General features: G+C 60.3%; 22 protein-coding genes and 1 tRNA gene. 5 read left to right on the plus strand and 18 right to left on the minus strand.

Annotated elements, in window-relative coordinates; translation table 11 throughout:
- The first annotated feature begins 9 nt into the window (after positions 1–9).
- Genes iolE through iolB form a run of 3 tightly spaced genes read left to right on the plus strand, consistent with a single transcriptional unit; the run spans position 10 to position 1,922 of the window.
- Positions 10–891, plus strand: a complete 882-nt coding sequence (gene iolE / locus ATN84_RS17540; RefSeq protein WP_068883027.1) for a myo-inosose-2 dehydratase — start codon at positions 10–12, stop codon at positions 889–891.
- Positions 892–904: 13 nt separating this feature from the next.
- Positions 905–1,102 (plus strand): hypothetical protein, encoded by a 198-nt coding sequence (locus ATN84_RS17545; RefSeq protein WP_068883029.1) that lies wholly within the window; start codon positions 905–907, stop codon positions 1,100–1,102.
- Between the two features lie 4 nt (positions 1,103–1,106).
- Entirely contained in the window at positions 1,107–1,922 is an 816-nt protein-coding gene (iolB, locus tag ATN84_RS17550) for a 5-deoxy-glucuronate isomerase (protein ID WP_068883031.1), read from the plus strand.
- On the opposite strand, the gene ATN84_RS17555 is transcribed toward iolB, so the two are convergent.
- The 3 genes from ATN84_RS17555 to ATN84_RS17565 all read right to left on the minus strand — a co-directional run bounded on the left by ATN84_RS17555 (position 1,919) and on the right by ATN84_RS17565 (position 4,194).
- On the minus strand, positions 1,919–2,338 hold the full coding sequence (locus ATN84_RS17555; RefSeq protein WP_342027686.1) for a Fur family transcriptional regulator: 420 nt from the start codon (positions 2,336–2,338) through the stop codon (positions 1,919–1,921). The genes iolB and ATN84_RS17555 overlap by 4 nt on opposite strands.
- 1,233 nt (positions 2,339–3,571) lie before the next feature.
- Positions 3,572–3,647: transfer RNA gene (locus ATN84_RS17560), tRNA-Glu, on the minus strand.
- A gap of 100 nt (positions 3,648–3,747) precedes the next feature.
- Positions 3,748–4,194, minus strand: coding sequence for a hypothetical protein (locus ATN84_RS17565; RefSeq protein ID WP_068883033.1), 447 nt, complete (start codon positions 4,192–4,194; stop codon positions 3,748–3,750).
- A 105-nt stretch (positions 4,195–4,299) separates the two neighbouring features.
- On the opposite strand from ATN84_RS17565, the gene ATN84_RS17570 reads away from it, so the two are divergent.
- Together ATN84_RS17570 and rpoH are read left to right on the plus strand one after the other, a co-directional pair.
- A complete protein-coding gene (locus ATN84_RS17570) occupies positions 4,300–5,307 on the plus strand; it encodes an RluA family pseudouridine synthase (protein ID WP_068883035.1) in 1,008 nt (335 codons plus the stop codon).
- Positions 5,308–5,557: 250 nt separating this feature from the next.
- A complete protein-coding gene (gene rpoH / locus ATN84_RS17575; RefSeq protein WP_068883037.1) occupies positions 5,558–6,466 on the plus strand; it encodes an RNA polymerase sigma factor RpoH in 909 nt (302 codons plus the stop codon).
- Between the two features lie 114 nt (positions 6,467–6,580).
- On the opposite strand, the gene ATN84_RS17580 is transcribed toward rpoH, so the two are convergent.
- The 15 genes from ATN84_RS17580 to tolR all read right to left on the minus strand — a co-directional run bounded on the left by ATN84_RS17580 (position 6,581) and on the right by tolR (position 25,395).
- Complete coding sequence (locus tag ATN84_RS17580) at positions 6,581–8,200, minus strand: hypothetical protein (protein ID WP_068883039.1); 1,620 nt, start codon at positions 8,198–8,200, stop codon at positions 6,581–6,583.
- 129 nt (positions 8,201–8,329) lie between these two features.
- The gene (locus ATN84_RS17585) at positions 8,330–9,619 is read right to left on the minus strand and encodes an adenylosuccinate synthase (protein WP_068883041.1); all 1,290 of its coding nucleotides are present in this window, start codon (positions 9,617–9,619) and stop codon (positions 8,330–8,332) included.
- Between the two features lie 116 nt (positions 9,620–9,735).
- On the minus strand, positions 9,736–10,254 hold the full coding sequence (locus tag ATN84_RS17590) for a GNAT family N-acetyltransferase (RefSeq protein WP_068883043.1): 519 nt from the start codon (positions 10,252–10,254) through the stop codon (positions 9,736–9,738).
- Positions 10,255–10,260: 6 nt separating this feature from the next.
- The gene (gene serA / locus ATN84_RS17595; RefSeq protein ID WP_068883554.1) at positions 10,261–11,862 is read right to left on the minus strand and encodes a phosphoglycerate dehydrogenase; all 1,602 of its coding nucleotides are present in this window, start codon (positions 11,860–11,862) and stop codon (positions 10,261–10,263) included.
- A 72-nt stretch (positions 11,863–11,934) separates the two neighbouring features.
- Positions 11,935–13,110 (minus strand): phosphoserine transaminase, encoded by a 1,176-nt coding sequence (locus ATN84_RS17600; RefSeq protein WP_068883045.1) that lies wholly within the window; start codon positions 13,108–13,110, stop codon positions 11,935–11,937.
- A 193-nt stretch (positions 13,111–13,303) separates the two neighbouring features.
- On the minus strand, positions 13,304–14,164 hold the full coding sequence (locus ATN84_RS17605; protein WP_068883047.1) for an outer membrane protein: 861 nt from the start codon (positions 14,162–14,164) through the stop codon (positions 13,304–13,306).
- Between the two features lie 201 nt (positions 14,165–14,365).
- Entirely contained in the window at positions 14,366–15,226 is an 861-nt protein-coding gene (locus tag ATN84_RS17610) for an outer membrane protein (protein ID WP_068883049.1), read from the minus strand.
- A 201-nt stretch (positions 15,227–15,427) separates the two neighbouring features.
- Entirely contained in the window at positions 15,428–16,780 is a 1,353-nt protein-coding gene (gene glmM / locus ATN84_RS17615; protein ID WP_068883051.1) for a phosphoglucosamine mutase, read from the minus strand.
- A gap of 270 nt (positions 16,781–17,050) precedes the next feature.
- Positions 17,051–18,982, minus strand: coding sequence for an ATP-dependent zinc metalloprotease FtsH (gene ftsH / locus ATN84_RS17620; RefSeq protein ID WP_068883053.1), 1,932 nt, complete (start codon positions 18,980–18,982; stop codon positions 17,051–17,053).
- Between the two features lie 127 nt (positions 18,983–19,109).
- The gene (gene tilS / locus ATN84_RS17625; RefSeq protein ID WP_068883055.1) at positions 19,110–20,513 is read right to left on the minus strand and encodes a tRNA lysidine(34) synthetase TilS; all 1,404 of its coding nucleotides are present in this window, start codon (positions 20,511–20,513) and stop codon (positions 19,110–19,112) included.
- Complete coding sequence (gene ybgF, locus ATN84_RS17630) at positions 20,488–21,531, minus strand: tol-pal system protein YbgF (protein WP_068883057.1); 1,044 nt, start codon at positions 21,529–21,531, stop codon at positions 20,488–20,490. The genes tilS and ybgF overlap by 26 nt, the downstream gene beginning before the upstream one ends.
- A gap of 264 nt (positions 21,532–21,795) precedes the next feature.
- Positions 21,796–22,302, minus strand: a complete 507-nt coding sequence (gene pal, locus ATN84_RS17635) for a peptidoglycan-associated lipoprotein Pal (RefSeq protein ID WP_068883555.1) — start codon at positions 22,300–22,302, stop codon at positions 21,796–21,798.
- A 202-nt stretch (positions 22,303–22,504) separates the two neighbouring features.
- Positions 22,505–23,818 carry a Tol-Pal system beta propeller repeat protein TolB gene (tolB, locus tag ATN84_RS17640; protein WP_068883059.1) on the minus strand — a complete coding sequence of 438 codons (1,314 nt, stop codon included), beginning with the start codon at positions 23,816–23,818 and terminating at the stop codon, positions 22,505–22,507.
- 55 nt (positions 23,819–23,873) lie between these two features.
- Positions 23,874–24,938 carry a cell envelope integrity TolA family protein gene (locus ATN84_RS27310; protein WP_068883061.1) on the minus strand — a complete coding sequence of 355 codons (1,065 nt, stop codon included), beginning with the start codon at positions 24,936–24,938 and terminating at the stop codon, positions 23,874–23,876.
- 7 nt (positions 24,939–24,945) lie between these two features.
- The gene (tolR, locus tag ATN84_RS17650) at positions 24,946–25,395 is read right to left on the minus strand and encodes a protein TolR (protein ID WP_068883063.1); all 450 of its coding nucleotides are present in this window, start codon (positions 25,393–25,395) and stop codon (positions 24,946–24,948) included.
- Between the last annotated feature and the right edge of the window lie 26 nt (positions 25,396–25,421).

The raw sequence follows: 25,421 nt of genomic DNA on the forward strand, positions 1-25,421 counted from the left end.
AGAAAACACATGATCCGCATCGGCGCGAACCCGATCGGCTGGTCCAACGACGACATGCTGGAAATCGGCGGCCATATCCCCCTCGAGCAATGTCTTGATGAAGCCAAAGCCGCCGGCTTCGAGGGCATGGAACTGGGAAACAAATTCCCCCGCGAGGCGCTAAAGCTGAAGCCCATCCTCGATGCCCACGGCCTTGCGCTGGTGGGCGGCTGGTATTCGACCGAACTTCTCATCCGCGACGTGGCGGAGGAGATGAAGAACGCCCGCGCCCATATCGACCTCCTGAAGGCGATGGGCTGCAAGGTCTTCATCGCCGCGGAAACCTCCAACGCCATCCATTCCAACAAGGAACTGCCGCTCTCGGCGCGCCCCGTTCTGGAAAAAGGCGCCTGGAAGGAATTCGGCGCGCGCTATACTGAGTTCGCCAAGCAACTGCGCGAGGAAGGTCTGCAACTCGTCTACCACCATCACATGGGCACGGTGGTACAGAGCGAAGCCGAGATCGACCGCCTGATGGAAGCCACTGGCGAAGCGTTCCATCTGCTTCTCGATACCGGTCACGCCACCTGGGGCGGCGGCGATCCCGCCCGCATCGCCCGCCACTATCGCAACCGTATCAGCCATGTCCATTGCAAGGATATCCGCGAGGAGGTGATGTGGCAGTCGCAGAAAGGCGACTGGTCGTTCCTCGATTCAGTTCTGGCTGGCATATACACAGTTCCAGGCGATGGTTTTATCGATTATGTGCGTGTGCTGAAGGAACTGTCTGGCTATTCCGGCTGGGTCGTCGTGGAAGCCGAGCAGGATCCCGAGAAGGCCGATCCCGCGACCTATGCTAGACTGGGCCGCAGCAATCTCGCCGGCTTCCTCAGGGAAGCCGGCCTAACCTGAAGACGAGGGCAATTTGAGCCAGAACACCACCTCCCATTCCTTCCTCGATCCGCTCTGGCGCCGCATCGCGCTCGTCGGCTTCTGCGCCGCCTGGAGCCTCTATGAGTGGACGAGCGGCGAAGCCTTCTGGGGCACGCTGACCGCCGGCATGACGGCCTATGGGGCGTGGTCATATCTCATGAATTACGAGCCGAGCAAAAAGGAAGAATAGCGCGATGTCGAAACTGCATGTCAAACCGGCTTCCGGCAGCGGCCGCATTATCGACATCACGCCGCAATCGGCAGGCTGGACCTATGTCGGCTTCGCGCTGCATCGTCTGGCACCCGGCGATACGGCAAGCGGTGAGGAAAAAGACTGCGAAACCTGCCTCGTCTTTGTCACCGGCAAGGGCAAGGTGATCGCGGACGGGGAGGATCTGGGCGAACTCGGCGAACGTACGTCCCCCTTCGAAGGTAAGCCCTGGTCGGTCTATGTTCCCGCCGGCGCGTCATGGGCCGTGGAGGCGACAACCGATCTGGAACTTGCCGTCTGCACGGCGCCGGGCAGGCCGTTGAGCCATCCCGTCCGTGTCATCGCACCGGAAGCGCTCGGGCAGGAGACACGCGGCAAGGGCACCAATGTGCGCCATGTCGTCAACATCCTGCCGGAGACCGACCCGGGCGCCGACTCCCTTCTGGTGGTCGAGGTCATCACCCCCGGCGGCCATACATCGAGCTATCCGCCACACAAGCATGATCAGGACGACCTCCCGCGCGAATCCCAGCTCGAGGAAACCTATTATCACCGCCTCAACCCGCCCCAAGGCTATGCTTTCCAGCGCGTCTATACCGATGCGGATGAGACCGGTAAACGCAAGCTGGATGAAGTGATGGTGGTCGAGGACGGCGATGTGACGATGGTGCCGGAGGGATATCACCCCTGCGCCGCCATCCACGGCTATGACCTTTATTATCTCAACGTCATGGCCGGCCCGAAGCGGACATGGAAATTCCACAACGCGCCGGAGCATGAGTGGCTGCTGAAGGCTTAAGCCTTCTTGCGCTTGCGCCCGTAGAGTTCAAGCCGGTGATGTACGATATCGTAGCCGAGCGAGCGGGCGATCTCTTCCTGCAGCTTCTCGATGCGATCGGAGCGGAACTCGACGACGTCGCCTGTTTCGATATCGATCAGGTGGTCGTGATGTACGCCGCTCGCCTGCTCGAAACGGGAGGGCCCACCGTTGAAGGCATGGCGGTGAATGGCGCCACGCTCCTCCAGAAGCTTCATCGTGCGATAGACGGTCGATAGCGAAATGCTGCTGTCGACGGAAACGGCGCGGCGGAAGATTTCCATCGCGTCCGGATGGTCTTCCGTCCCGGACAATATATCGAGGATGACACGTCGCGGCCGCGTAATCCGGATGCCCGCGTCGCGCAATTCCTTCTCGTAATCGGGTTTGTGATTCATCGTCTCCATAGAACCGATTATGCGCCAGTTGACAAGCATTTGCAAAATTTTGCAACTGCGCAGTAGCCGTCTCAAGCGGCGAAAATCGTCAATTCTGCTATGAGGGAGTTGTTGGCACGCCCAAGGGGAATCGAACCCCTGTTTCCTCATTCGAGAGGTTGAGTTAGCTTCGCTTGCCATGTCCGCAGGGCTATACACGCGGCTGGAAACCTACGGTGCTGACGCGATGAGCAGTTGGCAAGGGATAGAGAGATGAAACCAGAGAACTCGGGGTGGAGCGAACAGATGCCATCGCGCCGTGAAGGGCGCGTTCTTTTTCTAATTCTCGTAGAATTATAGCGAATTATTCGTGCAATGGTAGTATAATGACATTTGTGCATAATTAGATGCGCCAACGAGATCAGGGAATTCGTAATGGACTACGTCAACACCGCAATAAAAATACCAAAGCCGGCTAGTCCGCGACGCAAAGGTATTCGTACTGCTACTGAAAATGATCTCGCTAAAGCCCATCAGCAAATGCCCTCACCGTCGAAGGACTGGACAAAGCTGGCCAATATTTTGCGACGGGCTAGCGGCGGATATTCCCGCTCGCGCTCGGCTCATTAGCCACAACCAACGCCACCATCGTAGATGTTGATTGAGGTTGAAACAAAAACTGGCCCCACATGATGGTAGCGGACACGTGAGGCCGACTTCCCTCCCCAACAACAATTCCGTAGAAGAGGAGGCACACTACACTTTATGGGTCCCACTCACAAGGAATCGGTCACAACGCGGGCCGGCCTACGATTAGGCAGGGTACGAGTCTGGAGGCTCGCTCATGCCGCCTGCGGGAGACTGCTTTGATCTACGGGGCGGCGGCCCATCCCGGCGCGAACACAAACGCGCTATGCCGGGAACTCACCACGAGTTCGGATCAGAACTATCGGCTCGAAGTCGCCAAACTCCTCGTTCGCCGTGGTGCCCCAAACAGCGTCTCGCTTCCCGGCGCAAAATCAAATGTGTTGCTGAGTGCGCCTATAGCGACAGCGAGACAATCAGTAAAGGTTACCACCGATCAGCAGTTCTTGTCTCTTTGGTGCAGCGTAGAGCCAATGCGGTCCACGGCTCGGCGTGAGTGAACGGCTAATTCGCTCTTCACTTACAGGCGAATTGGCCGCTTCCGCAAAACGCTTATTTGATTGTTATTTGACACTTTTGGAAGGTGAAAAGCTAAGTGCCTGAAAGAATTGGCACGCCCAAGGGGAATCGAACCCCTGTTTCCGCCGTGAGAGGGCGGCGTCCTGGACCGCTAGACGATGGGCGCGCAGCAGCGCCGATATAATCAAGCGCTGATAAAAGCGCAATGATTATTCGGGAAAATAATGCACGATTGCCAAAATCCTTTTAGTCCTTGAAAAACGGCATCACTCCGACGCGCTGAGACGCATGCGGGCGATGATACGGGACTTGCGGAAATCATAGACGACGATCTCCGTGCCTCCATCGGGCAGAAGCGTCTCCAGAGAAACGTGGTCGCCGGAAAGGCTCTGCGACAAGAGGCGGGCGCCGGAGGGAAGCGGCACCTCTGATTCGATGATGGCGGGCGGGACATCCTGAGCTGCGGCATCCTGCCCCGGAATGTCAGAGCGCGCCTGCTGCGGCGTTTGCGGTTCGTCGGAACGGTTGACCTTATAGACAACTGCCGTCAGCACCGCCATAAGACCGATGAGCATGATGCCGATCGAAACGGCCAGAAGCCGCATCATCTTACGGCGCACCCGCTCCATGGCGGGATCGAGCGGCGGCTCCTCCCGATCGTCGTCAAGATAGCCCTGGTGATCAGGATATCCCTGATGATATCGGTCCTGCATCAAATATCTCCGGTTCGCGCATGATCCCGAAAAGTTGCAGACTTTTGGATAAGATCATGCGGATAAATATGCGATAGGTCGCGTGATAACGAAGGGAAGTGACGATTGAAAGAGCTAATTGCCGATGCCGATGCGGCGGGAAAGCGCCTCGACCAGTGGCTGGCGGCCAAGCTCGCCCCGGATCTGTCGCGCAGCCGCATCCAGTCGCTGATTGCCGACGGCCAGGTTTCAGTCGACGGCAAGCCCGTACACGAGCCCAAGCACAAGCTACGCGAAGGCGTGACTGTCCTTCTCGAAATGCCGGAGCCCGAGCCGGCGGAACCCGAAGGTGAGGATATCCCGCTCGATATCCTTTATGAGGATGATGACGTCATCGTCGTCAACAAGCCGGCCGGGCTGGTGGTCCATCCCGGCAACGGCAACTGGACGGGAACGCTTGTCAATGCGCTGATCCATCATTGCGGCGATACGCTTTCCGGCATCGGCGGCGTCAAGCGGCCGGGCATCGTTCATCGTCTCGACAAGGAGACGAGCGGCGTCATTGTGGTGGCAAAGAACGACCGGGCCCACCGGCATCTCTCCGCACAATTCGCCGATCATGGCCGCACCGGTGATCTCGAGCGCGCTTATCTGGCGCTGATCTGGGGCACCACGGACCGCGCCACCGGCACCGTGGATGCTCCGCTTGGCCGCTCGCACCGCGACCGCACCAAGCAGGCGGTGGCCCATCCCGACCGCGAGGATGCCCGCCATGCGGTCACCCATTATTCGGTGATCGAAAAATTCGGCGCCAAAGAGGACGCGACCGCCCTCGCCTCTCTGATCGAATGCCGCCTGGAAACCGGTAGGACGCATCAGATCCGCGTCCATATGGCCCATATCGGTCACCCCCTTGTCGGTGATATGGAATATGGCAGCGCATTCAAGACCAAGGCGAACAAGCTGGCTGAACCGTTGAAGCAGGCGGTGACGGCGTTTCCTCGCCAGGCGCTGCACGCAAGGCTGCTGAGCTTCGCCCATCCGGCGAATGACGTCGTGATGCGCTTCGAAGCCCCCTTGCCTGAGGATATGGCCGAACTGGTTGCTGCATTCCGCGCTCATGCGGACACATGAGATCGGCTTGGAGGCTATACAGGCAGCCTGAAAGCCGTTCAGATTTGAGTTTTTTTGTTTCGAAAAAAGTGAAACTTTTCGCACCGAATTATCGTTCACTTTGATGTGACAGATTGTTTCGCGCCTTAAAGGATCGTGTTTTTGCCCAAATGATGATTATATAGGTCATCTTACGCCCGAAGTGCGAAGGGCAGTCGGGCGCAACGGGTCTGCCACGTTGGGGACCCGATATCCAAGAGGAGGGTGCTATATGGCCCAGACCAGTCTTCCAAGTCTAGTTTCCGGTGACGGCGGTCTTACCCGCTATCTCGAAGAAATCCGCCGCTTTCCAATGCTTGAGCCGCAGGAAGAATACATGCTGGCCAAGCGTTATCTGGAACATGCCGACCCGCAGGCGGCCCACAAGCTCGTGACGAGCCATCTTCGTCTCGTGGCGAAGATCGCCATGGGCTATCGCGGCTATGGCTTGCCGATCGGAGAAGTGATCTCCGAGGGTAATGTCGGCCTGATGCAGGCGGTCAAGCGCTTTGAACCGGAGCGCGGTTTCCGGCTCGCCACCTATGCCATGTGGTGGATCAAGGCTTCCATCCAGGAATATATCCTGCGTTCGTGGAGCCTTGTCAAAATGGGGACGACCGCCAATCAGAAGCGTCTGTTCTTCAACCTGCGCAAGGTGAAAAGCAAGATTCAGGCGCTCGACGAGGGTGATCTGAACCCCGAGCAGGTCAGCGAAATCGCCACCCGGCTGAATGTCAGCGAGGAAGAGGTGATCTCGATGAACCGTCGCCTGTCCGGCGATGCTTCGCTCAATGCGCCGATCCGCGCGACGGAGGGCGAATCCGGCGAATGGCAGGATTGGCTCGTCGATGACAGTTCAAGCCAGGAGCAGATGCTGATCGAACAGGACGAGCTGGAAAACCGTCGTTCGATGCTGAGCGGCGCCATGGCTTCGCTCAACGACCGCGAACGTCGCATCTTCGAGGCGCGCCGTCTCTCGGATGATCCGGTTACGCTGGAGGATCTGTCGACCGAGTTCGGCATCAGCCGCGAGCGTGTTCGCCAGATCGAGGTCCGCGCCTTCGAAAAGGTGCAGGATTCGGTGAAGGCGGCCGCGATCAACCAGCAGAGGGCGCTGGCTCATGCCGGTGCTGCTCAGTAGCCTCAAAAAACGGCTTATGAGATAACGGCCCGTCATAAGGTCCTGATAAACGAAAAGGGCTCCGTCGATCGACGGAGCCCTTTTTCTATGCTTTGAACGCCGGAAACACGGCCATCAGCCGCCGGTATTGCTGTCACCGCTGCCAGTGCTTCCCCAACTCTTCAGCACCTCATCGAATACCTTGTCGCCGGGCACGCCCTTCTCGAGGGTGATGAGCGCGCGGCGACCCGTCCGGTAGGTGATCGGAATGTCGATCCATTGCTGGCGACGCATGAGCGTCATATTGGTATCGATGGCAGTGCGCGCATCGTTCAGCCACACAATGAAGATGTTGTCCGCGATCTTGGTCGGAACGGCGATCAGCGGGCTTCCGGCAGCCTGTTCGGTATCCTTGAACGTCATACGCTGCACATTGTCGATCGCGCCGCCGGGGAAATTCTCCGGTACGGTGAAGATCATTTCCACCAGATGGCTCGCCGGCAACGATTTATCGGTATTGCGGCGGATCGTCATGCGCAGGCTGATGCCGTTTTCCGGCACTGTGACCTCACCGCGGATCGCCGGCTCTTCCGGCTCGCCTTCGCCGGGCGAATCCTGCACCACCGACCACACGACCGAACCCTTTTTGGCGGAACCCGCCTCCTGGCCGCTACGTTCCTCGTAGAAGAACGCCTGCTGCCCGACGGGGACTGCCGCTTGAGGCGCTGCCGGCGCCGGCGTCTGTGCCCCGTCGCTGGAGGCGGCCGTCGACGTCCCCTCTCCTATACCTGGCTTGTCGCCGGCCGGACCGGGATCCACCTCGGAACCATCAGGCAACAGGCGCTGTGTCAGTTTCGGCGGGGATTGCGGCTGCTGGCCGGCGTCGTTCTCCGCGGGCTGCGTGTTCGCAGGCGCCGGTTGGGGCTCCTCTACCGGCTGTTCACCCGTGAGCGGGGGAGCCGGTTCTTCCGCGGCTTCATCGCCTCCGTTGAACTGGTCCATCACACCAGCCAGATAGGTCTGCAGTTGTTCCTTGTTGACCCAGGCGGCATAGCCGGCGCCGCACAGCACGATCAGTGAGAGCAGTCCGATGATCAGCCCCTTGCCGACACCGCGGCGTCTTTCGCCGGCTTCGCCATAGGAAGGATCACGCGCAAAGGCGTCTTCCTCCTCCCGATCCTTGCGCCATTCGTCCTGATCGCTACGGTCCACGGAAAGCACGGGATCGTTTTCATGCAAAGCCTGCGATCGCGATGCTCCCGGAGCAGCGGAGGTAAAATCCGGCATCGGATGGGAAGACATCGGGGCAGGCTGCGCCCCCTTCAGAAACTCCTCGAGCGGATCGGACGGCTGCGGCTCTGTATCGCCGACAGGCTCGGCTTCCGGCACACTCGTTTCTTCCGCGGGAGCGGTTTCCTCTGCAAGATGCTTTTTGACAACGGGCTTTTCTACGGCAGGCTCCGGCGCGACTACCTTCGGCTCCTGCTTTACTTCAGGCACCTTATCTGCCTCGGGAACCTTGCTTGGCTCCGGCGCTTCACTTACTTGCGGCGCCGCATATTGATCCTCGACCTCGGCGATGGCGTCTTCCAGCGCCTTGCGCTGGCGATTGGCGACGGCAGCGGGCGCGTTGGCGGAGACGAGCTTCTGCTCGATTGTCGCGCGCGCCTTGGCATAGACGCGCTGACGCAATTCGGGCGTTGGATGCGCCTGCGCATCGATGGTCTTTTTCAGTACCGCTGCGAAATCTGCCATGCCGGGATGCTCATGATTTGCGAATAGGTTTGGCTATTAAATTGCTCAATAATCACAATAATCAAGCAAAAGCAAAATTTCGGAACGATTTTGCTCCCCTAACCACCCATCACTGTCCGGCTGCAACGATCAATCCTGGAAAGGATCCGTCACCAGGATCGTGTCCTCGCGTTCCGGGCTCGTCGAAAGCATCGCGACGGGCGCGCCGATCAGTTCCTCGATATGGCGGACATATTTGACCGCCTGCGCCGGAAGCTCATTCCAGGAACGCGCACCGGCCGTCGTTTCCGACCAGCCCGGCAGCGTTTCATAGATCGGCTTGACACGCGCCTGCGCCCCCATCGAAGCCGGCAGATAATCGATCCGCTTCCCGTCGAGTTCATAGGCCACGCAGATTTTGATCTCTTCGAGACCGTCGAGCACATCGAGCTTGGTGAGCGCGATACCCGTGATGCCTGATGTGCGGACCGTCTGGCGCACGATCACCGCATCGAACCAGCCGCAGCGGCGCTTGCGGCCCGTCACCACGCCGAATTCATGGCCGCGCGTGCCAAGGAAATTGCCGATCTCATCGTCCAGCTCGGTTGGGAACGGCCCCTCGCCCACGCGCGTCGTATAGGCTTTCGTGATGCCGAGCACATAACCAATCGCCGTCGGGCCGAGGCCGGAGCCGGCGGCGGCCTGGCCGGCGACCGTGTTGGACGAGGTCACGAAAGGATAGGTGCCGTGGTCATTGTCGAGCAGAGCGCCCTGCGCGCCCTCGAAAAGGATGCGGTCGCCCGCCTTGCGGCGTTCGTCGAGCACGCGCCAGACCTGATCCATGAACGGCAGTACCTGGTCTGCAACCTGCATCAATTCGTCATAGATCGCCTGCAGCTCGATCTCGTCCTTCCCCATGCCACGGCGAAGCGCGTTGTGATGGGCAAGCAGGCGCTCGACCTTGGGCATCAGCGTTTCGGGCTCGGCCAGATCGATCAGGCGGATGGCGCGGCGGCCGACCTTGTCCTCATAGGCAGGACCGATGCCGCGCTTGGTCGTGCCGATCTTGAGGCCGGAATTGGCGTTTTCGCGGGTGGCATCGAGATCGCGATGCAGCGACAGGATCAAAGGTGCATTCTCGGCAACCCGCAGCACCTCCGGCGTCACCGTGACACCCTGCCCACGCAGCTTCTCCACTTCCATCACGAAATGATGCGGATCGACCACCACACCATTGCCGATGACGCTGAGCTTGCCGCGCACAAGGCCTGACGGAAGCAGTGAGAGCTTGTAGCTGACGCCGTCAATGACCAGCGTATGGCCGGCATTGTGACCGCCCTGGTAGCGCACGATCACATCGGCACGCTCCGACAGCCAGTCGACGATCTTACCCTTGCCCTCGTCGCCCCACTGCGACCCGACGACAACCACATTGGCCATGAAAAAACTCTCCGCTCTGGGCGGAAACACGCCCGCCATGAAGTGCAAACGTGAGCCTCTATAGAGCCTCGGGCTCCTATTGGAAACCATTCTTTACGCAAGAAACGTAAAAGCCGTCAGGCGGAAGACAACTCCCGTGTCATATATCGCACATCGCCGGAATAGCTGAGAAGCTTGTCGCCAAGTTCGGACACATCCGCAATCGAAAAACCCTGTTTCTGCCAGAAACCTGACGAACCGTTCACCGCGACGAGCGACATGGCCGCGAATCCGTCGCGCATCGCCTGCTCCGCCATCATCGCCACGACGCGGCGCGCCGCACCGCCGGACCGGGCTTCCGGTAGAAGCGCAATATCATGCAGATAATACGTGTCCGCGCTTTCCGGCAGTTCCCCGAGAAGCGTGTTCAGGGCCGGTATCTCGAACAGGCGCCAGGGATGACTGATACCATAGCCAACCAGCGCCCCATCCCCTTCGAGGGCGAAGCATCCCGCAGGATAAAGCTTCAGCCGTTCGATGAAGACGGCGTCATCCTCGAAGAAATCCGTATGAATGGCGGCGGCAATGGTGCTGACATCAGGGATATCCGCCCCTCGCATCAGCCGCCAGTGCAGGCCGCCATTCATCTCATTCATTTATCCTCAGGCCTCGGCCACGTCGAATTCCAGCGGACGAGCCGAAAGAATAGCCGTGTTGGTGCGCAACTCTTCCAGAACGCGCTCGGGCACCTGCTCGTCAAGATAGAGCAGCGCGATCGCGTCCCCACCCGGATGATTGCGGCCGAGCGAGAAGTTTGCGATGTTGACACCGTGCTTGCCGCACACCGTGCCCAGCAGGCCGATCATGCCCGGCGTGTCGTTGTTGGTGGTGTAGAGCATGTGCTGACCGACCTCGGCGTCGAGATTGATGCCCTTGATCTGAATGAAGCGCGGCTTGCCATCGGAGAAACAGGTGCCAGCGATGGACCGAGTGCGCTGCGTGGTCTTCACCGTCAGCTTGATATAACCGTCGAACACGCCCGACTTGTCGCGCTTGACCTCGGAAACGATGATGCCGCGCTCCTTGACCATGATCGGCGCGGAGACCATGTTGACGTCGGCCACCTGCGGACGGATCAGACCGGCAAGAGCGGCGCTGACGAGCGCCCGGGTGTTCATCGTCGCGGTCACGCCGTCGAAAAGCACTTCCACTTCCTGGATCGGCTCATCCGTCACCTGGCCTACGAACGCGCCCAGCACTTCCGCCAGCTTGACGAAAGGCTTCAGCCTTGGTGCTTCTTCCGCCGTGATCGACGGCATGTTGATGGCGTTGGTGACGGCCCCCTTGATGAGGTAGTCCGACATCTGCTCGGCCACCTGCAACGCGACATTCTCCTGCGCTTCCGAGGTCGAAGCACCCAAATGCGGCGTGCAGACGACGTTGGGCAGATGGAACAGCTCGTTCTCGGTTGCCGGTTCCGTTTCGAACACGTCGATGCCGGCGCCGGCGACCTTGCCGGACTTCAGCCCCTCGATCAGGTCCTTCTCGACGATCAAGCCGCCGCGCGCGCAATTGATGATGCGCACGCCGTCCTTCATCTTGGCGATGGCTTCGGCATTGATGATGTTGCGCGTCTTGTCGGTGAGCGGCGTATGCAGCGTGATGAAATCGGCACGTGCGAAGAGATCGTCGAGCTCCACCTTTTCCACGCCCAATTCCTGCGCGCGGGCTTCCGAGAGGAACGGATCGAAGGCAATGACGTGCATCTTCAGGCCGATGCCGCGCGTTGCCACGATCGAGCCGATATTGCCGCAGCCGATCACGCCCAGCGTCTTGCCGGTGATCTCGACGCCCATGAAGCGATTCTTTTCCCATTTGCCGGCGCGGGTGGAGACATCCGCCTCCGGCAGCTGGCGGGCGACGGCGAACATCATCGCCACGGCGTGCTCGGCCGTCGTGATCGAATTGCCGAAGGGCGTGTTCATGACAATAATGCCGCGGCGTGACGCCGCCGGGATGTCGACATTGTCGACGCCGATGCCGGCGCGGCCGATGACCTTGAGCTTCTTGGCGGCGGCGATCAGCTTTTCCGTGACCTTGGTGGCCGAGCGGATCGCCAGACCGTCATACTGGTCGATGACTTCGAGGAGTTTTTCCTTGTCCTTGCCGAGATCGGGCAGGTAATCGACTTCGACGCCGCGGTCCTTGAAGATTTGTACGGCGGTCGGCGACAGCTTGTCGGAAACGAGTACGCGAGGTGCCATGATGGCCTCCATCAGATAGATATGAAACGGGGATGAAGGCGGCCGCTCAGGCGCGGCCGCTTGAAGACCAGATCAGGCGGCTTTTTTCAGCTCGGCCTTCTGATTGGCGAAGGCCCAGTCGAGCCACGCAGTAAGCGCTTCGAGATCGGAAGCCTCGATGGTCGCCCCGGCCCAGATGCGCAGGCCCGAAGGCGCATCGCGATAGGCGCCGATGTCATAGGCGACACCCTCCTTGTCGAGAGCGGAGACCATACCCTTCGCGAAGGCCGCCTGGGCGTCTGCGTCGAGCGCCAACACATCATGATCGACGATGGTCAGGCAGACGGAGGTGTTGGAGCGCGTTTCCGGCTTCACGGCCAGATTGGCGATCCAAGGCGTCTTTTCGACATAGGCGTCGAGCACGGCGAAGTTCTTGTCGGCACGGGCGATCAGCGCATCGAGCCCGCCGATCGATTTCGCCCAATGGAGCGCATCGAGATAATCCTCGACGCACAGCATGGAGGGCGTGTTGATCGTCTCGCCGGCAAAGATGCCTTCGATCAGCTTGCCGCCCTTGGTGAGGCGGAAGATCTTCGGCAGCGGCCAGGCCGGCTTATAGCTTTCCAGCCGCTCGGCGGCGCGAGGCGACAGGATCAGCACGCCATGCGCGCCCTCCCCGCCCAGCACCTTCTGCCAGGAGAAGGTGACGACATCGAGCTTGGAGAAATCGAGGGCTTGAGCGAATGCGGCCGAAGTTGCGTCGCAAATGGTCAAACCCTTGCGATCATCAGGAATGAAATCGGCATTGGGCACGCGCACGCCCGAGGTCGTGCCGTTCCAGGTGAAGACCACGTCGCGGTCGAAATCAACTTTGCTGAAATCAACGATTTCGCCATAGGGCGCTTCGAAGATACGCACATCCTCGAGCTTCAGTTGCTTGGCGACATCCGTCACCCAGCCAGCGCCGAAGCTCTCCCAGGCGACCATGTCGACGCCGCGTTCGCCGAGCAGCGACCAGAGCGCCATTTCCACGGCACCGGTATCGGATGCAGGCACGATGCCGATGCGGTAATCGGCGGGAACCTGGAGGACTTCGCGGGTAAGGTCGATGGCGTCCTTCAGCTTGGTCTTGCCGATTTTGGCACGATGCGAGCGACCAAGAGAGGCATCGGCGAGAGCTTGAAGCGACCAGCCGGGACGTTTTGCACAGGGACCGGATGAAAAATTGGGATTGGCCGGACGCTTGTCCGGCTTCGCGATATCAGTCATGTTTTCCTATCCTTTCAGATAGCACGCCTCTCGTTGGGGAGAGGTGGCCCGCTGCGGGAATTAGGAGAAACGTCGCATGCAGTCAAGAAATTTGTTCGCCCGCGACATCACTTTTGCAAAGGCAGGATAATGAAGCCGGGGGCAACAACAAAAAAGCCCGGTCAAGCCGGGCTCTTTCTCCAATTCGTTTGGTTCATTTATAGACCGGTGCCGGGCCTTCATTATAAACTGGCATAGGTTCGGGCTGGTAGACCGCCATCTGCGGCCCGCCGAACTCATAGCGCAAGCCGACTCGGACCTGATGCACCGAGAAACCGTCGTCATAGCCCTGCGGCCCCGTCGCACCCGCTGCCTGGTCGAAAGCATCCCAGCCGAAGGCCTTGCCGCCCTTTATGTGCGAGTAACGATAGCCGAAATCAAGCTTGGTATTGGCTGTTATGTCAACCGTCGCGCCAGCCATCAGTGCCCAGGTAAAGCGTGTCGATGACAGGCCGCCATGATCTGCCTCGTAGCTATTACCGCAGATGGATGGCTCATAGCAGAATGCGCGATTCTTCAGCGTGCCGTATTTGACCCGTGTGAAGCCGAGGCCGCCGCCGATATAGGGCGTGATCTTGCCCCAGGTGGCGATGTCGACATAAGCATTGGCCATCAGCTCCCATGCGCTGATCTTGGACGTGTCGTCAAAGAAGAGCACGTCGCTGAACGCCGTCGAGCCGAAGACATCGCGGTTCCAGTAGCCGAGCGTCGCATCCGCACGCAGATAGCGGTTGAAACGGTAGCCGGCGCCGATACTGAAATCCGTATTGCCGCGCAACTCTATGGTGTCGTAGTCGCGCTCGGTAATGACGCCGCTGTCCAGGACCCGATAATGCCCATCGGTTTCAGCATCGAAGCTGTGGCCGACATCGCCACGCAGATACCATCCGGATGCGACTTCGACGGGAGCAGCTTCGGGCTGCACATAGACCGGATCGTAATCGGCAGCAAATGCCGGGCCTGCCAGAAACTGGCCGAACAATGCGGCCGCCAAAATGCGCTTGTTGCTTGTCATATCGAATCCCCCACGGATACGGGCGATAGACGCCTTGCCGCCATGTCGCCGATCATTAACCAAAAACCTTAAACAGCCGTTAAGCATAACGGGCTGCGCCCTGACGGATGCTGCCGTGGCAGGTCTGATGCCACGCCGGCACATCTGCTCAAAAAAAAAGCCCGACCGAAGCCGGGCCGCTGGAGGTTGGGAGGTATCAGACTATTTGTAGACCGGCAGTGGCTCGGGCGCATAAGCGACCGCGGACGGTCCGCCGAACTGGTAGCGCAGACCGACGCGCACGTCGTGCAGCGACAGCCCGTCATCATAGCCCTTGCCGACGAAATCATTGCCGGCGAACATGTTGCCGCCTTCGATCCGGCGATAGCGATAACCGGCATCGAGCTTCAGGTTCTGCGCAATATCGACGGAGACGCCAGCCATCAGCGCCCAGGTGAAGCGCCAGCTTGCAGCACCATCATGATATTCCGTGCCGCTCTGATCGAAATCGCCGCCGATCGTGTTCTCGAGCGTTCCCCACTTGACCCGCGTACCGCCGATACCGGCACCGACATAGGGCGTGAAGCCATTGAAATTGCCGAGATCAACATAGGCATTGGCGAGGATCGACAGTGCGGAGAGCTTGCTGCTGTCGGTCGAGGTACAAGCGAATGCCGCGCCACCGGACGTGCAGGTGCCGACCGTTTCGCCGGAGAATTTCGAGCGTGTGAGATAATCCACCGTCAGATCGGTGCGGAAATAGTCCGTCACCTGATAGCCGATACCACCGCCAATGAGGAACGAGCCCTTCAGGTCGCCATCAAGTTCATTCTCGCCGATACTGCCTGCGCCGCATTCATCGCAGCCGAAAGTGGCGTAGGTGGCCTTGCGGAACTTGGCCCAGGAATAGCCGACATCGCCGCGCAGATACCAGCCGCCGACGGACGGGGGCACCACCACTTCGGGCACGATCGGTGTTTCAGGCACCGGTTCCACGAAGTCCGCCGCGAGAGCGGAATGAGAGGCTCCGGCGACGGTCAGAAATACCGCGCCGACGATAAAGGATCTTGTCTGATTGAGCATGGTCGCTTCCCATCCGGAACTTATTGGCGCTGACGCGCCGGAACCCACTGACTTCAATCGCTAGAAATAGACGGGAAAAGTTAAGCCCGGCTTAACCCTGTTTTTTCACCATTCTTGTTAAGAAATTCGGAACCCACCAAAGAAAAAGGCTCCAGAACGGAGCCTTTTTGAAACAGATTCGCGAAAAGTGTGGGCCGCTCGTCAGGCTGCGGTACGGACACCTGATATCACATTGACGATATCGTTGACGACCGTTTCGACGAGATTGCGATCGTCGCCCTCGGCCATCACGCGGATCAGCGGCTCAGTTCCGGATGGCCGGATGACCAAGCGCCCGGCCTTGCCGAGCCGATCGCGGGCATCGTCGATGGCGCTCTTGACGCTCTTGTCCTCGAGTGGCTTGCCGCCGGTGGTGCGCACATTTTTCAGGAGCTGCGGCACCGGTTCGAATTTCTGGCAGATCTCGCTCAATGGCCGCTGCTGCTCCTGCATCACTGCGAGGATCTGCAGGGCCGAGACGAGACCATCGCCCGTGGTCGAGAAATCGGAAAGGACGATATGGCCCGACTGCTCGCCGCCGACATTGAAGCCATGCTCCCGCATGTGTTCGACGACATAGCGATCGCCCACCTTGGTCCGCGCGAGGGTCAGCCCCATGCCGCCGAGGAAGCGTTCGAGACCCAGATTGGACATGATGGTGGCGACGATGCCGCCCCCGGTCAGCCGGCCGGTATCGGCCCAGGATTCGGCGATCACCGCCATCAGTTGGTCGCCATCGATGACATTGCCGTTCTCGTCGACCATCAGCACCCGGTCGGCATCGCCGTCAAGCGCGATGCCGAGATCGGCCCTGACCTCGTGCACCTTTTTCATGAGGCCGATTGGATGGGTCGATCCGCAATCCTCATTGATATTGATGCCGTTCGGCTCATTGTTGATCGTGACCACTTCCGCGCCGAGCTCCCAAAGCGCCGAGGGGGCCACCTTGTAGGCGGCGCCATGCGCGCAATCGACCACGATGCGCAGGCCTGAAAGCGAAAGGTTGCGCGGCAGAGTACGCTTGGCGAACTCGATGTAGCGGTAGATGTCGCCCTCGACGCGCTTGGCCCGGCCGATATCGCCATTGCTGGCCAGCATGCCGCTCATATCTTCTTGGATCAGCTTCTCGATTTCGAGTTCCAACTCGTCAGAGAGCTTGAAACCATCGGGACCGAACAGCTTGATGCCGTTGTCGTAATAGGGATTGTGCGAGGCCGAGATCATCACGCCGATATCGGCGCGCAGCGACCGGCACAGCATCGCCACAGCAGGCGTCGGAATGGGGCCGAGCAGGAAGACATCCATGCCCGTCGCGGTGAAGCCCGCCACCAGCGCATTCTCCAGCATGTAACCGGAAAGACGCGTATCCTTGCCGATCACGACGCGCTTGCCCTGGCCCGATTTCCTGAAGATGAGCCCGACCGCCATGCCGACCTTCATGGCGATATCCGGTGTCATGGGAGAGCTGTTGGCTTTTCCGCGGATGCCGTCCGTTCCGAAATATTTGCGACTCATGATTGTGCCTTATCTGAGTTTTTGTGCAGGCTTTTTGGGCTGTTTTATCGCAGAAACAGCAACTCTGCGCAATTTAACCTTTTGTAAGTAGCCTACATATCCTTGTGAGGGTGCAAAAGATGCAACCTCATTACACCCAATAATGAACCGGGATTCCTTAACCGAGGCTTTCAGCGCGTTTTGCTGGCTTGAGGGAGCAATACTGCCTCACATGATACAGCCGGGCATTGCCCGGCTGCTTTTCATTGGAAATGTCGGATAGCTCCGCATTTACGATTGCGGCTGCGGCTCCATGCCGGTGTCGGGCTCGTTGCCCTTGCGCTTCTTGGCGGCACCCGCTTTGGGAACGCTGGAGCCTCGTGAAGGCGGCGTGTCGTCGCCCAGATCGCGCGCCGGCTTCTTGCCGGCAGTAAGCGCCTTGAGCTCTTCACCGCTCAGCGTCTCATATTCGAGCAGGCCCTCTGCGATCGCAATCCATTCCTTCTTCTTCTTGGTCAGGATGCTGCGCGCCTCGGTGTAGGCATTGTCGATCAGCTTGCGAACCTCGGCATCGATCAGCTGCGCGGTCTCTTCCGAAATGTTCTGCTGGCGCGCGACGGAGTGCCCCAGGAACACCTCTTCCTGGTTTTCTCCATAGGCCACCTGGCCGAGCTTGTCGGAAAAGCCCCAGCGCGTCACCATGGCGCGGGCGAGCTTGGTCGCCTGCTCGATATCGGACGATGCGCCCGAGGTGATGTTCTCCTTGCCGAACTTGAGCTCCTCGGCCACGCGGCCGCCCATCATGATGGCGAGCCGGGACACCATCCACTTGTAGCTCATCGAATATTTGTCGCCTTCCGGCAACTGCATGACCATGCCGAGCGCGCGGCCGCGCGGAATGATCGTCGCCTTGTGTACCGGATCGGCGGCGGCGACGTTCATCGCCACGACGGCGTGACCGGCCTCGTGATAGGCGGTCAGCTCCTTCTCTTCCTGCGTCATGGCGCTGGAGCGGCGCTCCGCGCCCATCATCACCTTGTCCTTGGCATCCTCGAATTCGAGCATGGTGACAAGGCGCTTATTGCGCCGCGCCGCCATCAGGGCAGCCTCGTTGACGAGGTTCATCAGATCGGCGCCGGAGAAGCCGGGCGTACCGCGCGCCAGCACCTTCAAATCCACATTGGGCGCCAGCGGCACGTTGCGGACATGAACCTTCAAAATCTTCTCGCGGCCGGCGACATCCGGATTGGGCACGACCACCTGGCGGTCGAAACGGCCGGGACGCAAGAGCGCCGGGTCGAGAACATCGGGGCGGTTGGTCGCGGCGATCAGGATGATGCCCTCATTGGCCTCGAAACCGTCCATCTCGACCAGCAGCTGGTTCAGCGTCTGCTCGCGCTCGTCATTGCCGCCGCCGAGCCCGGCGCCGCGATGACGGCCGACGGCATCGATTTCGTCGATGAAAATGATGCAGGGCGCGTTCTTCTTGGCCTGCTCGAACATGTCGCGGACGCGGCTTGCGCCGACGCCGACGAACATTTCGACGAAATCCGAACCGGAGATGGTGAAGAACGGCACATTCGCCTCGCCTGCGATGGCGCGGGCGAGCAGCGTCTTACCGGTTCCCGGAGGGCCAACGAGCAGCACGCCGCGCGGGATGCGGCCGCCAAGGCGCTGGAACTTCTGCGGATCGCGCAGGAACTCGACGATCTCCTCGAGATCTTCCTTGGCTTCGTCCACGCCCGCCACGTCCTGGAAAGTCACGCGGCCATGCGCTTCCGTCAAAAGCTTGGCCTTCGACTTGCCGAAGCCCATCGCCCCGCGCGAGCCGCCCTGCATCTGGCGCATGAAGAAGATCCAGACGCCGAGGATCAGGATCATCGGCAGCCATGAGAGAAGGATGCCGACGAGCGAGCTGGAGCCATCGCTTTCGGGACGCGCGGTGATCGCGACGCCCTTGTTCTCGAGCCGGGAAACGAGGCCGGTATCACCCGGAGAATAGGTCTGGAAGGTGGAGCCGTTATCGGAATAGGTGCCGCTGATTCGCTCCCCCGTAATGGTCACCGATTTGACCCGTCCGTTCGCGACATCATCGATGAACTGTGAATAGGAAATCTCGCGCGACGACGTGCGTTGCGCCGGGCTCTGGAACAGATTGAAAAGCGCAATCAGGAGAAGGGCAATTATCGCCCACAAGGCGAAGTTGCGATAATTCGGATTCATAACGGGTCCAATCGGTCATCACGCCCGCCCCGGAAAAGCCGGAACGGCAATTTCAGCTAACATAGGATCGAAGCAAGGCCTTGCCAAGGCAGACCATAGCTGTTGCTGCGATTCTTATCGCTCTGGTTTACAACATATTCGGCAACGCTGGCGGCTGCGGATAGCCAGCCCGCCCGAACAGACGCGCGGTGGCATTGGCAAGCGCCAGATCGTGCCCCGGCAACACCTTGTCGAACAGGGCGATATGCCGCGTGACCGCCAGTTCCGGGGGCAGAAAGCGGCCGTCTGTCATCGCGGGAATATCGATGATCTCGCCGCCAACCTGGACCGCCGGCCCAGTCAGAACGGCAGCGCGATAAAAATCCATGTCCTCCAGGCCGTTGCTCAGGCAGAACGCGGTCAATTGCGCGGCCGTTGGCGGCGCGATCCGCACATCCTCACCGCCGGGAATGCGATTGACGATCCGGTAGCGCCCATCCCAGATGGCGCTTTTGCCGGAAGCGAGCGTCAGGCTCGGCAGCCCGCGGGCCTCGCGCCAGATGCGATGTCGTTTCGCCCCGCGCTGCACGATACAGCCGCCGAGGCTGAGTCTGACCGGCCCGCTTTCCTCGGCGAGATGAGCGAGAAGACGCGCACGCTCTGCCTCGCCCGGCAGGAAGCTTCGTCCGCCGATGACGGCGACGAGCACGCCGAGGGCCAGCGCAGCGACATCTTGTCCTGTATCCACCAGCGCCCCTGTATTGATGGTTGCGACATCGCCAGGCTCGATATGGACCTGTCCCGCAGAAAGGAAAGCGGCCGAGGCCATGCCTTGTTCCCGCCGCGCCGCCATTCGCGCCGCAATCTCCTCGAGAACGGCACTCCGCTTCACATCATCGGAGCCGCGGCGTATACGCGGGCGTTCAAAAGCCGTGTTTTCATTGGTCGGATCTTCGAACCATGCGATCCGCCGTTCCGACAGGAATGCACGCAAATCCGTCCTGCGCGTTGCGAGCAGCGGACGCAGGAGCCAGATCTGGCCATCGAGCAAGGTCAGCGCCGCCATCCCCGCCAGCCCGCGTTCTCCGCCGCGCACCTTGCGCATCAGGAACGTCTCGATCTGATCGTCCTGCGTATGGCCAGTGAAGACGAGCCCGGCGCCGGCCGCTCGCGCGGCCTCCACCAGGAGGCGATAGCGCGCTTCGCGCGCCGCCGCCGGGATGCCGGTTTTGGGTTTCTCGCCTTCCCAGCGCAGAATGCGATGGGCAATGCCGTGTTTCGTGCAAAGCTCTGCCACCGCCGCTGCTTCGTCAGCCGATTCCGGACGCAGTCCATGGTCAACCGTGACGGCGATCAGTTCCGGCGCATTGCCGATCCCGGAGAGATAGTCCTTCAGCAGGAAAAGCAGGGCCAGCGAATCGCTGCCGCCCGAAACCGCTGCGATGACGGCGCGTTCCCTGCCGAAATCGATCGGCGCGAAAATCCGTGCGGGACCAACCTGTGAAAAACCTTGGCGGGCAACCGGCTCAGCAGCGGTTTTTGGTACGCTCATCCGTGACCCGTTCCAGAACGGCCGGCGGCGCATTCGGGTAACGCGTCGGCACCTGGGCGAATGTTGCACAGGCGACATCGTGATCTTTCATCTTCGACATGGTCATGCCGAGCTTCAGCAGATTCTCGGCCCCGCGTTTGGATTGCGGAAAATCACGTTGCGTATCGATGAAGACCGTCGCCGCTTCGGGATAGCGTTCCTGGGCATAGAGCGATTCCCCCAGCCAGAACCGCGCATCGGAGGTCATGGGGTCACTGGGAAAACGGCTGATGTGCTCGCGGAAAGCCGTTTCAGCGGCGCGGTAATCACCCGCCAATATATATTGATAGGCGAGCTGATAGAGCTCCCGCGGATCATCCGTCTGAGGCAGCGCGGCGACATCGTTGCCACCCTTCGGCACCATGGAAGGCGCATCGCCGTCGGATGCCGCGGGCGCTTCGATCGTCCCGCCGATTGCATTGCCATTGGCGTCAAAACGGATCGTGCCGAGCGTGCGGGGAGGAACGCCCTGCTCTTTCGGCGTGCTTTGCGGTTCAATGGCAGTGGAATCGGCGCGGGCGGATGTGCCGCTCTGAGCAGGCGTGGAGATCGAAGCGATCGAGGCATCTCCCGATGCCTCGACGTTGCTTCCGCGGGAAGCGGATGCAACAGCCCTGTCCTGACGCCCGCCGGCATCCGAGCGCTTGCTCTTCTCCAGCTCCTCGAACCGGAATTCATTGTCCTCCTGCACCTTGCGCATCTGCTCCTGCATCTGGAGGATTTGGAAATTCAGCTCCTCGACCTTGCCGGTCAGATCACGGATCTGCTCCTCGAGCTGCCGCACACGAGGATCGGCAACCTGCGCCAACTGCACCTGATCACGGGCAGCGGGCGCTTCCGCATCCGATTTCTGCGTCATCCATGCCGGCAGGAGCTTGTCTGCAAGGGTCGCGCGTGAAGCCTGCACGGGTTGCCTGCCTCCCTGATCGGCGCTCGCGGCGAGCACCGGCCCTCCGACAAGCAGCGGTAGCACAGCCATACCCAATATCAGTCTTTTCAATGGTTCGTTCATTCCTCTTTGGCCCCTTTTGTCGGCCCATGCCGTGAGAAGAAACACCGCCATACCGGTCGGCTTGCTCATTTATCAGTCCATGCCCCATTTGAAGGCAAGCGAGTTCGGCCAAAGTTTGTTGGGAGAGATGGACGAAACAAAAAAGCGGCCGGTAGGGCCGCTTTTCTTTATCGATATGTGGCTTTTTTGCAAGCCTGCCCCAATGTCCTGAGACATCTGGAGGAAACAGCCTTAGCTGCCGGCGCCGCCGAGAACGGTGACCGCGCGGCGGTTCTGCGACCAGCAGGAAATATCGTCGCAAACCGCGACCGGGCGTTCCTTGCCGTAGGAAATGGTGCGCATGCGGTTTGCAGGCACACCCTGCGATGCCAGATAGTCACGCGTGGCGGCGGCGCGGCGCTGGCCAAGGGCGAGGTTGTACTCGCGTGTGCCGCGCTCGTCGGCATGGCCTTCGATCGTGATCTGGTAGTTCGGATAACGCTGCAGCCACTGGGCCTGCTTGGCGAGCGTCTGCTGCGCATCGGCGCGAATGACCGAGGAATCGGTATCGAAGAAGATACGGTCGCCGACATTGACCGTGAAATCCTGCGCGGAGCCGGGAGCAGCTCCGTTTGCGCCCAGCCCAAGATCACCGGCATTGTTCGGAAGATTTTTCTTGGAGGCGCATCCGGCAACGGCAAGCGTCATGAAAAGGGCGACAACGATCGGGCTGCGTGCAATCGACTGGATACGGCGCATGGGCCGGAACTCCTTGAAATTTGAAATGTTGCGGTGAACAACCAGTAACCATATCGAGGTTAAGACGCGCCCAAGAAACATGGTTAATGCTTTCTTGAGCGCCATTCCCGTCCCCGGCGACTTTCCGTCCGGAGATTAAGAGATAATGCGGCGGAAAGACGGCTGGCGATGAAAAACCGCCGCCGTCTTGCCCGATTGTTGCTTAGTCGAGCAGCGGCGACCAGGCCGGATCCGAAGCGAAGTTCGGCGTCTGGATCTGGCGCTCGTTGCGGCCGGTCAAATCGACGGTGTAGAGGCGCGGGCCGGCGCCGGGAGGCTGGCGGAAGAACATCAGGACGCGGCCGTTCGGCGCCCAAGTCGGGCCCTCGTTGTGAAAGCCCGTCGTCAGCAACCGCTCGCCCGAGCCGTCAGTCTTCATCACACCGATGGAGAACTGGCCGCCGGACTGCTTGGTGAAGGCGATCAGATCGCCGCGTGGTGACCAGACGGGCGTCGAATAGGTGCCGTCGCCGAAGGAGACGCGGCGTGGATTGGAGCCATCGGCGCCCATCACATAGATTTGCGGGCGGCCGCCGCGGTCCGACTCGAACACGATCTGCGTGCCATCCGGCGAATAGGAAGCCGAAGTGTCGATTGCCGAGCTGCTGGTGAGGCGCGTCGTGGTGCGACTGCGCAGGTCCATCGTATAGATGTTGGCGCTGCCGTCATCCTGAAGCAGGCTCATGATCACCTTCTGCCCGTCGGGAGAAAAGCGCGGCGCAATCGTCATCCCCGGAAAATTGCCGACGATCTCGCGCTGCCCCGTATCGAGCTGCAGGAGATAGACGCGCGGCTTGCTGCCAGCGAACGACATATAGGTGATTTCCTGGCGATTGGGTGAGAAGCGCGGGGTAAGCACCAAGTCGCGCCCGTCGGTGAGATAAATGACGTTCGCACCATCCTGATCCATGATGGCGAGACGCTTCACGCGCTTTTCCTTGGAACCCGATTCATCGACGAAGACGATACGTGTGTCGAAATAGCCCTTCTCGCCGGTCAGTCGCTCGTAAATGGCATCAGCGATAATATGCGCGATGCGACGCCAATTGTCGGGTGAGGTATAGAACTGCTGTCCGGACAATTGCTGCCCGGCAAAAGTGTCCCACAGGCGGAACTCGGCCTTCAGCCGCCCGTCCGCCTCTTTGGTGACGCGGCCCGTGACCAGCGCCTGCGCATTGATGACCTTCCAGTCTTCGAAGCGCGGCGAAGCGTCGGGATTGGAAATCTTCTCGATGAATGCGCCTTTGTTGATCGGCGCGAACAGTCCGGAACGCTCCAGATCCGCGGAAATGATCGAGGAAATGTTCGCGCCGAGCTGGTCACCTGACAGGAAGTCGGTGATCGCGATCGGCAGCGGCTCCACATTGCCCTTGTTGATGTCGATCTCGACGACGGCGTGGGCGGGCAGGACCGCCGCCACGCTCACCGCCACGAACATGGCAAAAGCCGAAAGAAACGTCCGGATCATTGTCTTCATAATGTCGGGGACCTCGTTTGTCCTTGGCACTTGATTGGCAGAATTGTTGAAATTGTCAGAACATTTCGCTGGGGTCGAAATTGATGATCACGTCGGCCCAGGCGTCATATTTGTCGCGCGGCAGATTGTAGGGAGCGCAGCGGATCACGGCACGCCGCGCGCTCTCGGCGGCCACCCTGCCGATACCGGAATCACCGCCGCCGGAGACGACATTGGGCGCACCCTCGATCTCGCCTGCTTCGGTAAGCTTCATCTTCACCGTCACGCGCAGCCCCTTGGCGTCCGCCGCGCCGGCGGGCACGTTCCAGCAACGGGAAATCTGGCTTCGCAGCGCGTCCATTTCGCTCTGGCTCAGCTTGGAACCCCCGGTGTTCTTTTCGCCGCCAAGCGATGCCTGTTCGGTCGAACGCTTCGCCCCGCCGCCGGAGGCTTTCTCCCGGTTGAGAAGCGCCCTAACCTCATCGGCGATGGCATCTTTCTCCTGCGAGGCATTCTTCGCCGAGGATGCCGACCTCTCCGTCTGCTCGGCCTGTCTGCGATCCGGGGTCTTGGCCGTCTGTGCCTGCGGCGGCTTCGGCTTGGCGTCGGGCGCGGGCACCTTGTCGGGAAGCTTGACCGTTTCCGCGTCGGGACTTTCCGTCTGCTTTTCGATCGCCTCGGCGACCGCGTCCGGCTTCACCTCCTGTTTGGGCTCAGGTTGAGGCTGAACCTCGGTCGCCGGAACCTTTACGGGTTCGGGTTTCGGCTCGGGCTTGGGATCAGGAAGAGGCTCGGGCTTTTCGACGGGCTTTGGTTCCGGCTTGGCGGCCTCAGCCGTCTCGACGGGCTTGGGTTTCGCATCCGGTTTGGGCGGCGTTTTCAGATCGAGTTCGTTGTCGCCGGCGTTCTCGGCGTTCTCGACCGTGTTCGGCTTGCTCGTCGGCTTCGGCGCGGGCTTTTCCTTCATCGCCGCCTTCTTGTCGCCCTGCTGCACCTGCGCGATCGACTCGATCGGTACGATATCCACCGGCAGCGCCTCGGTATCGGCCACGTCAAAAGTCTTCGGCGACGAGAAGGAAAACAATCCCCACCCGATGACGATGGCATGCAAGATCGCAGAGGATGTCAGGCCAGCCTTCATGATGGCGTCAGCTATCCTGCTCCTGGAGTGTCACAAGGCCGATATTCTTGAAACCGGCCGCCGAAATCCGCGCCATGACCCTCATGACGGTACCGTAATCCGCCGTCTTGTCGCCGCGCACGAAGATGCGTTCCTCATAGCCGGTCTTGGAGATCGCTTCGAGCTTGGGCACCACCTCGTCTATGCCGATCTCCGTTTCCTGTAGATAGATCTGCCCTTTGTCGTTGACCGAGACGGTGATCGGCTGCGTCTGGGCGTTCATCGCCTTCGCCTGGGTTTCCGGAAGATCGATGGGAACGCCGACCGTCAGCAGCGGCGCCGCGACCATGAAGATGATCAAGAGCACCAGCATCACGTCCACGAACGGCGTGACGTTGATTTCGCTCATCAGCGCTTTCTTGCGGCCACGGCGACGACGTCCCGACTGCAGCCCTTGACTTCCCACCGACATGCCCATGGCATAGTTTCCCTAGCGTCCAGAAC

Origin of the sequence: Paramesorhizobium deserti (assembly GCF_001558695.1) — a bacterium.
Lineage (GTDB): Bacteria > Pseudomonadota > Alphaproteobacteria > Rhizobiales > Rhizobiaceae > Paramesorhizobium > Paramesorhizobium deserti.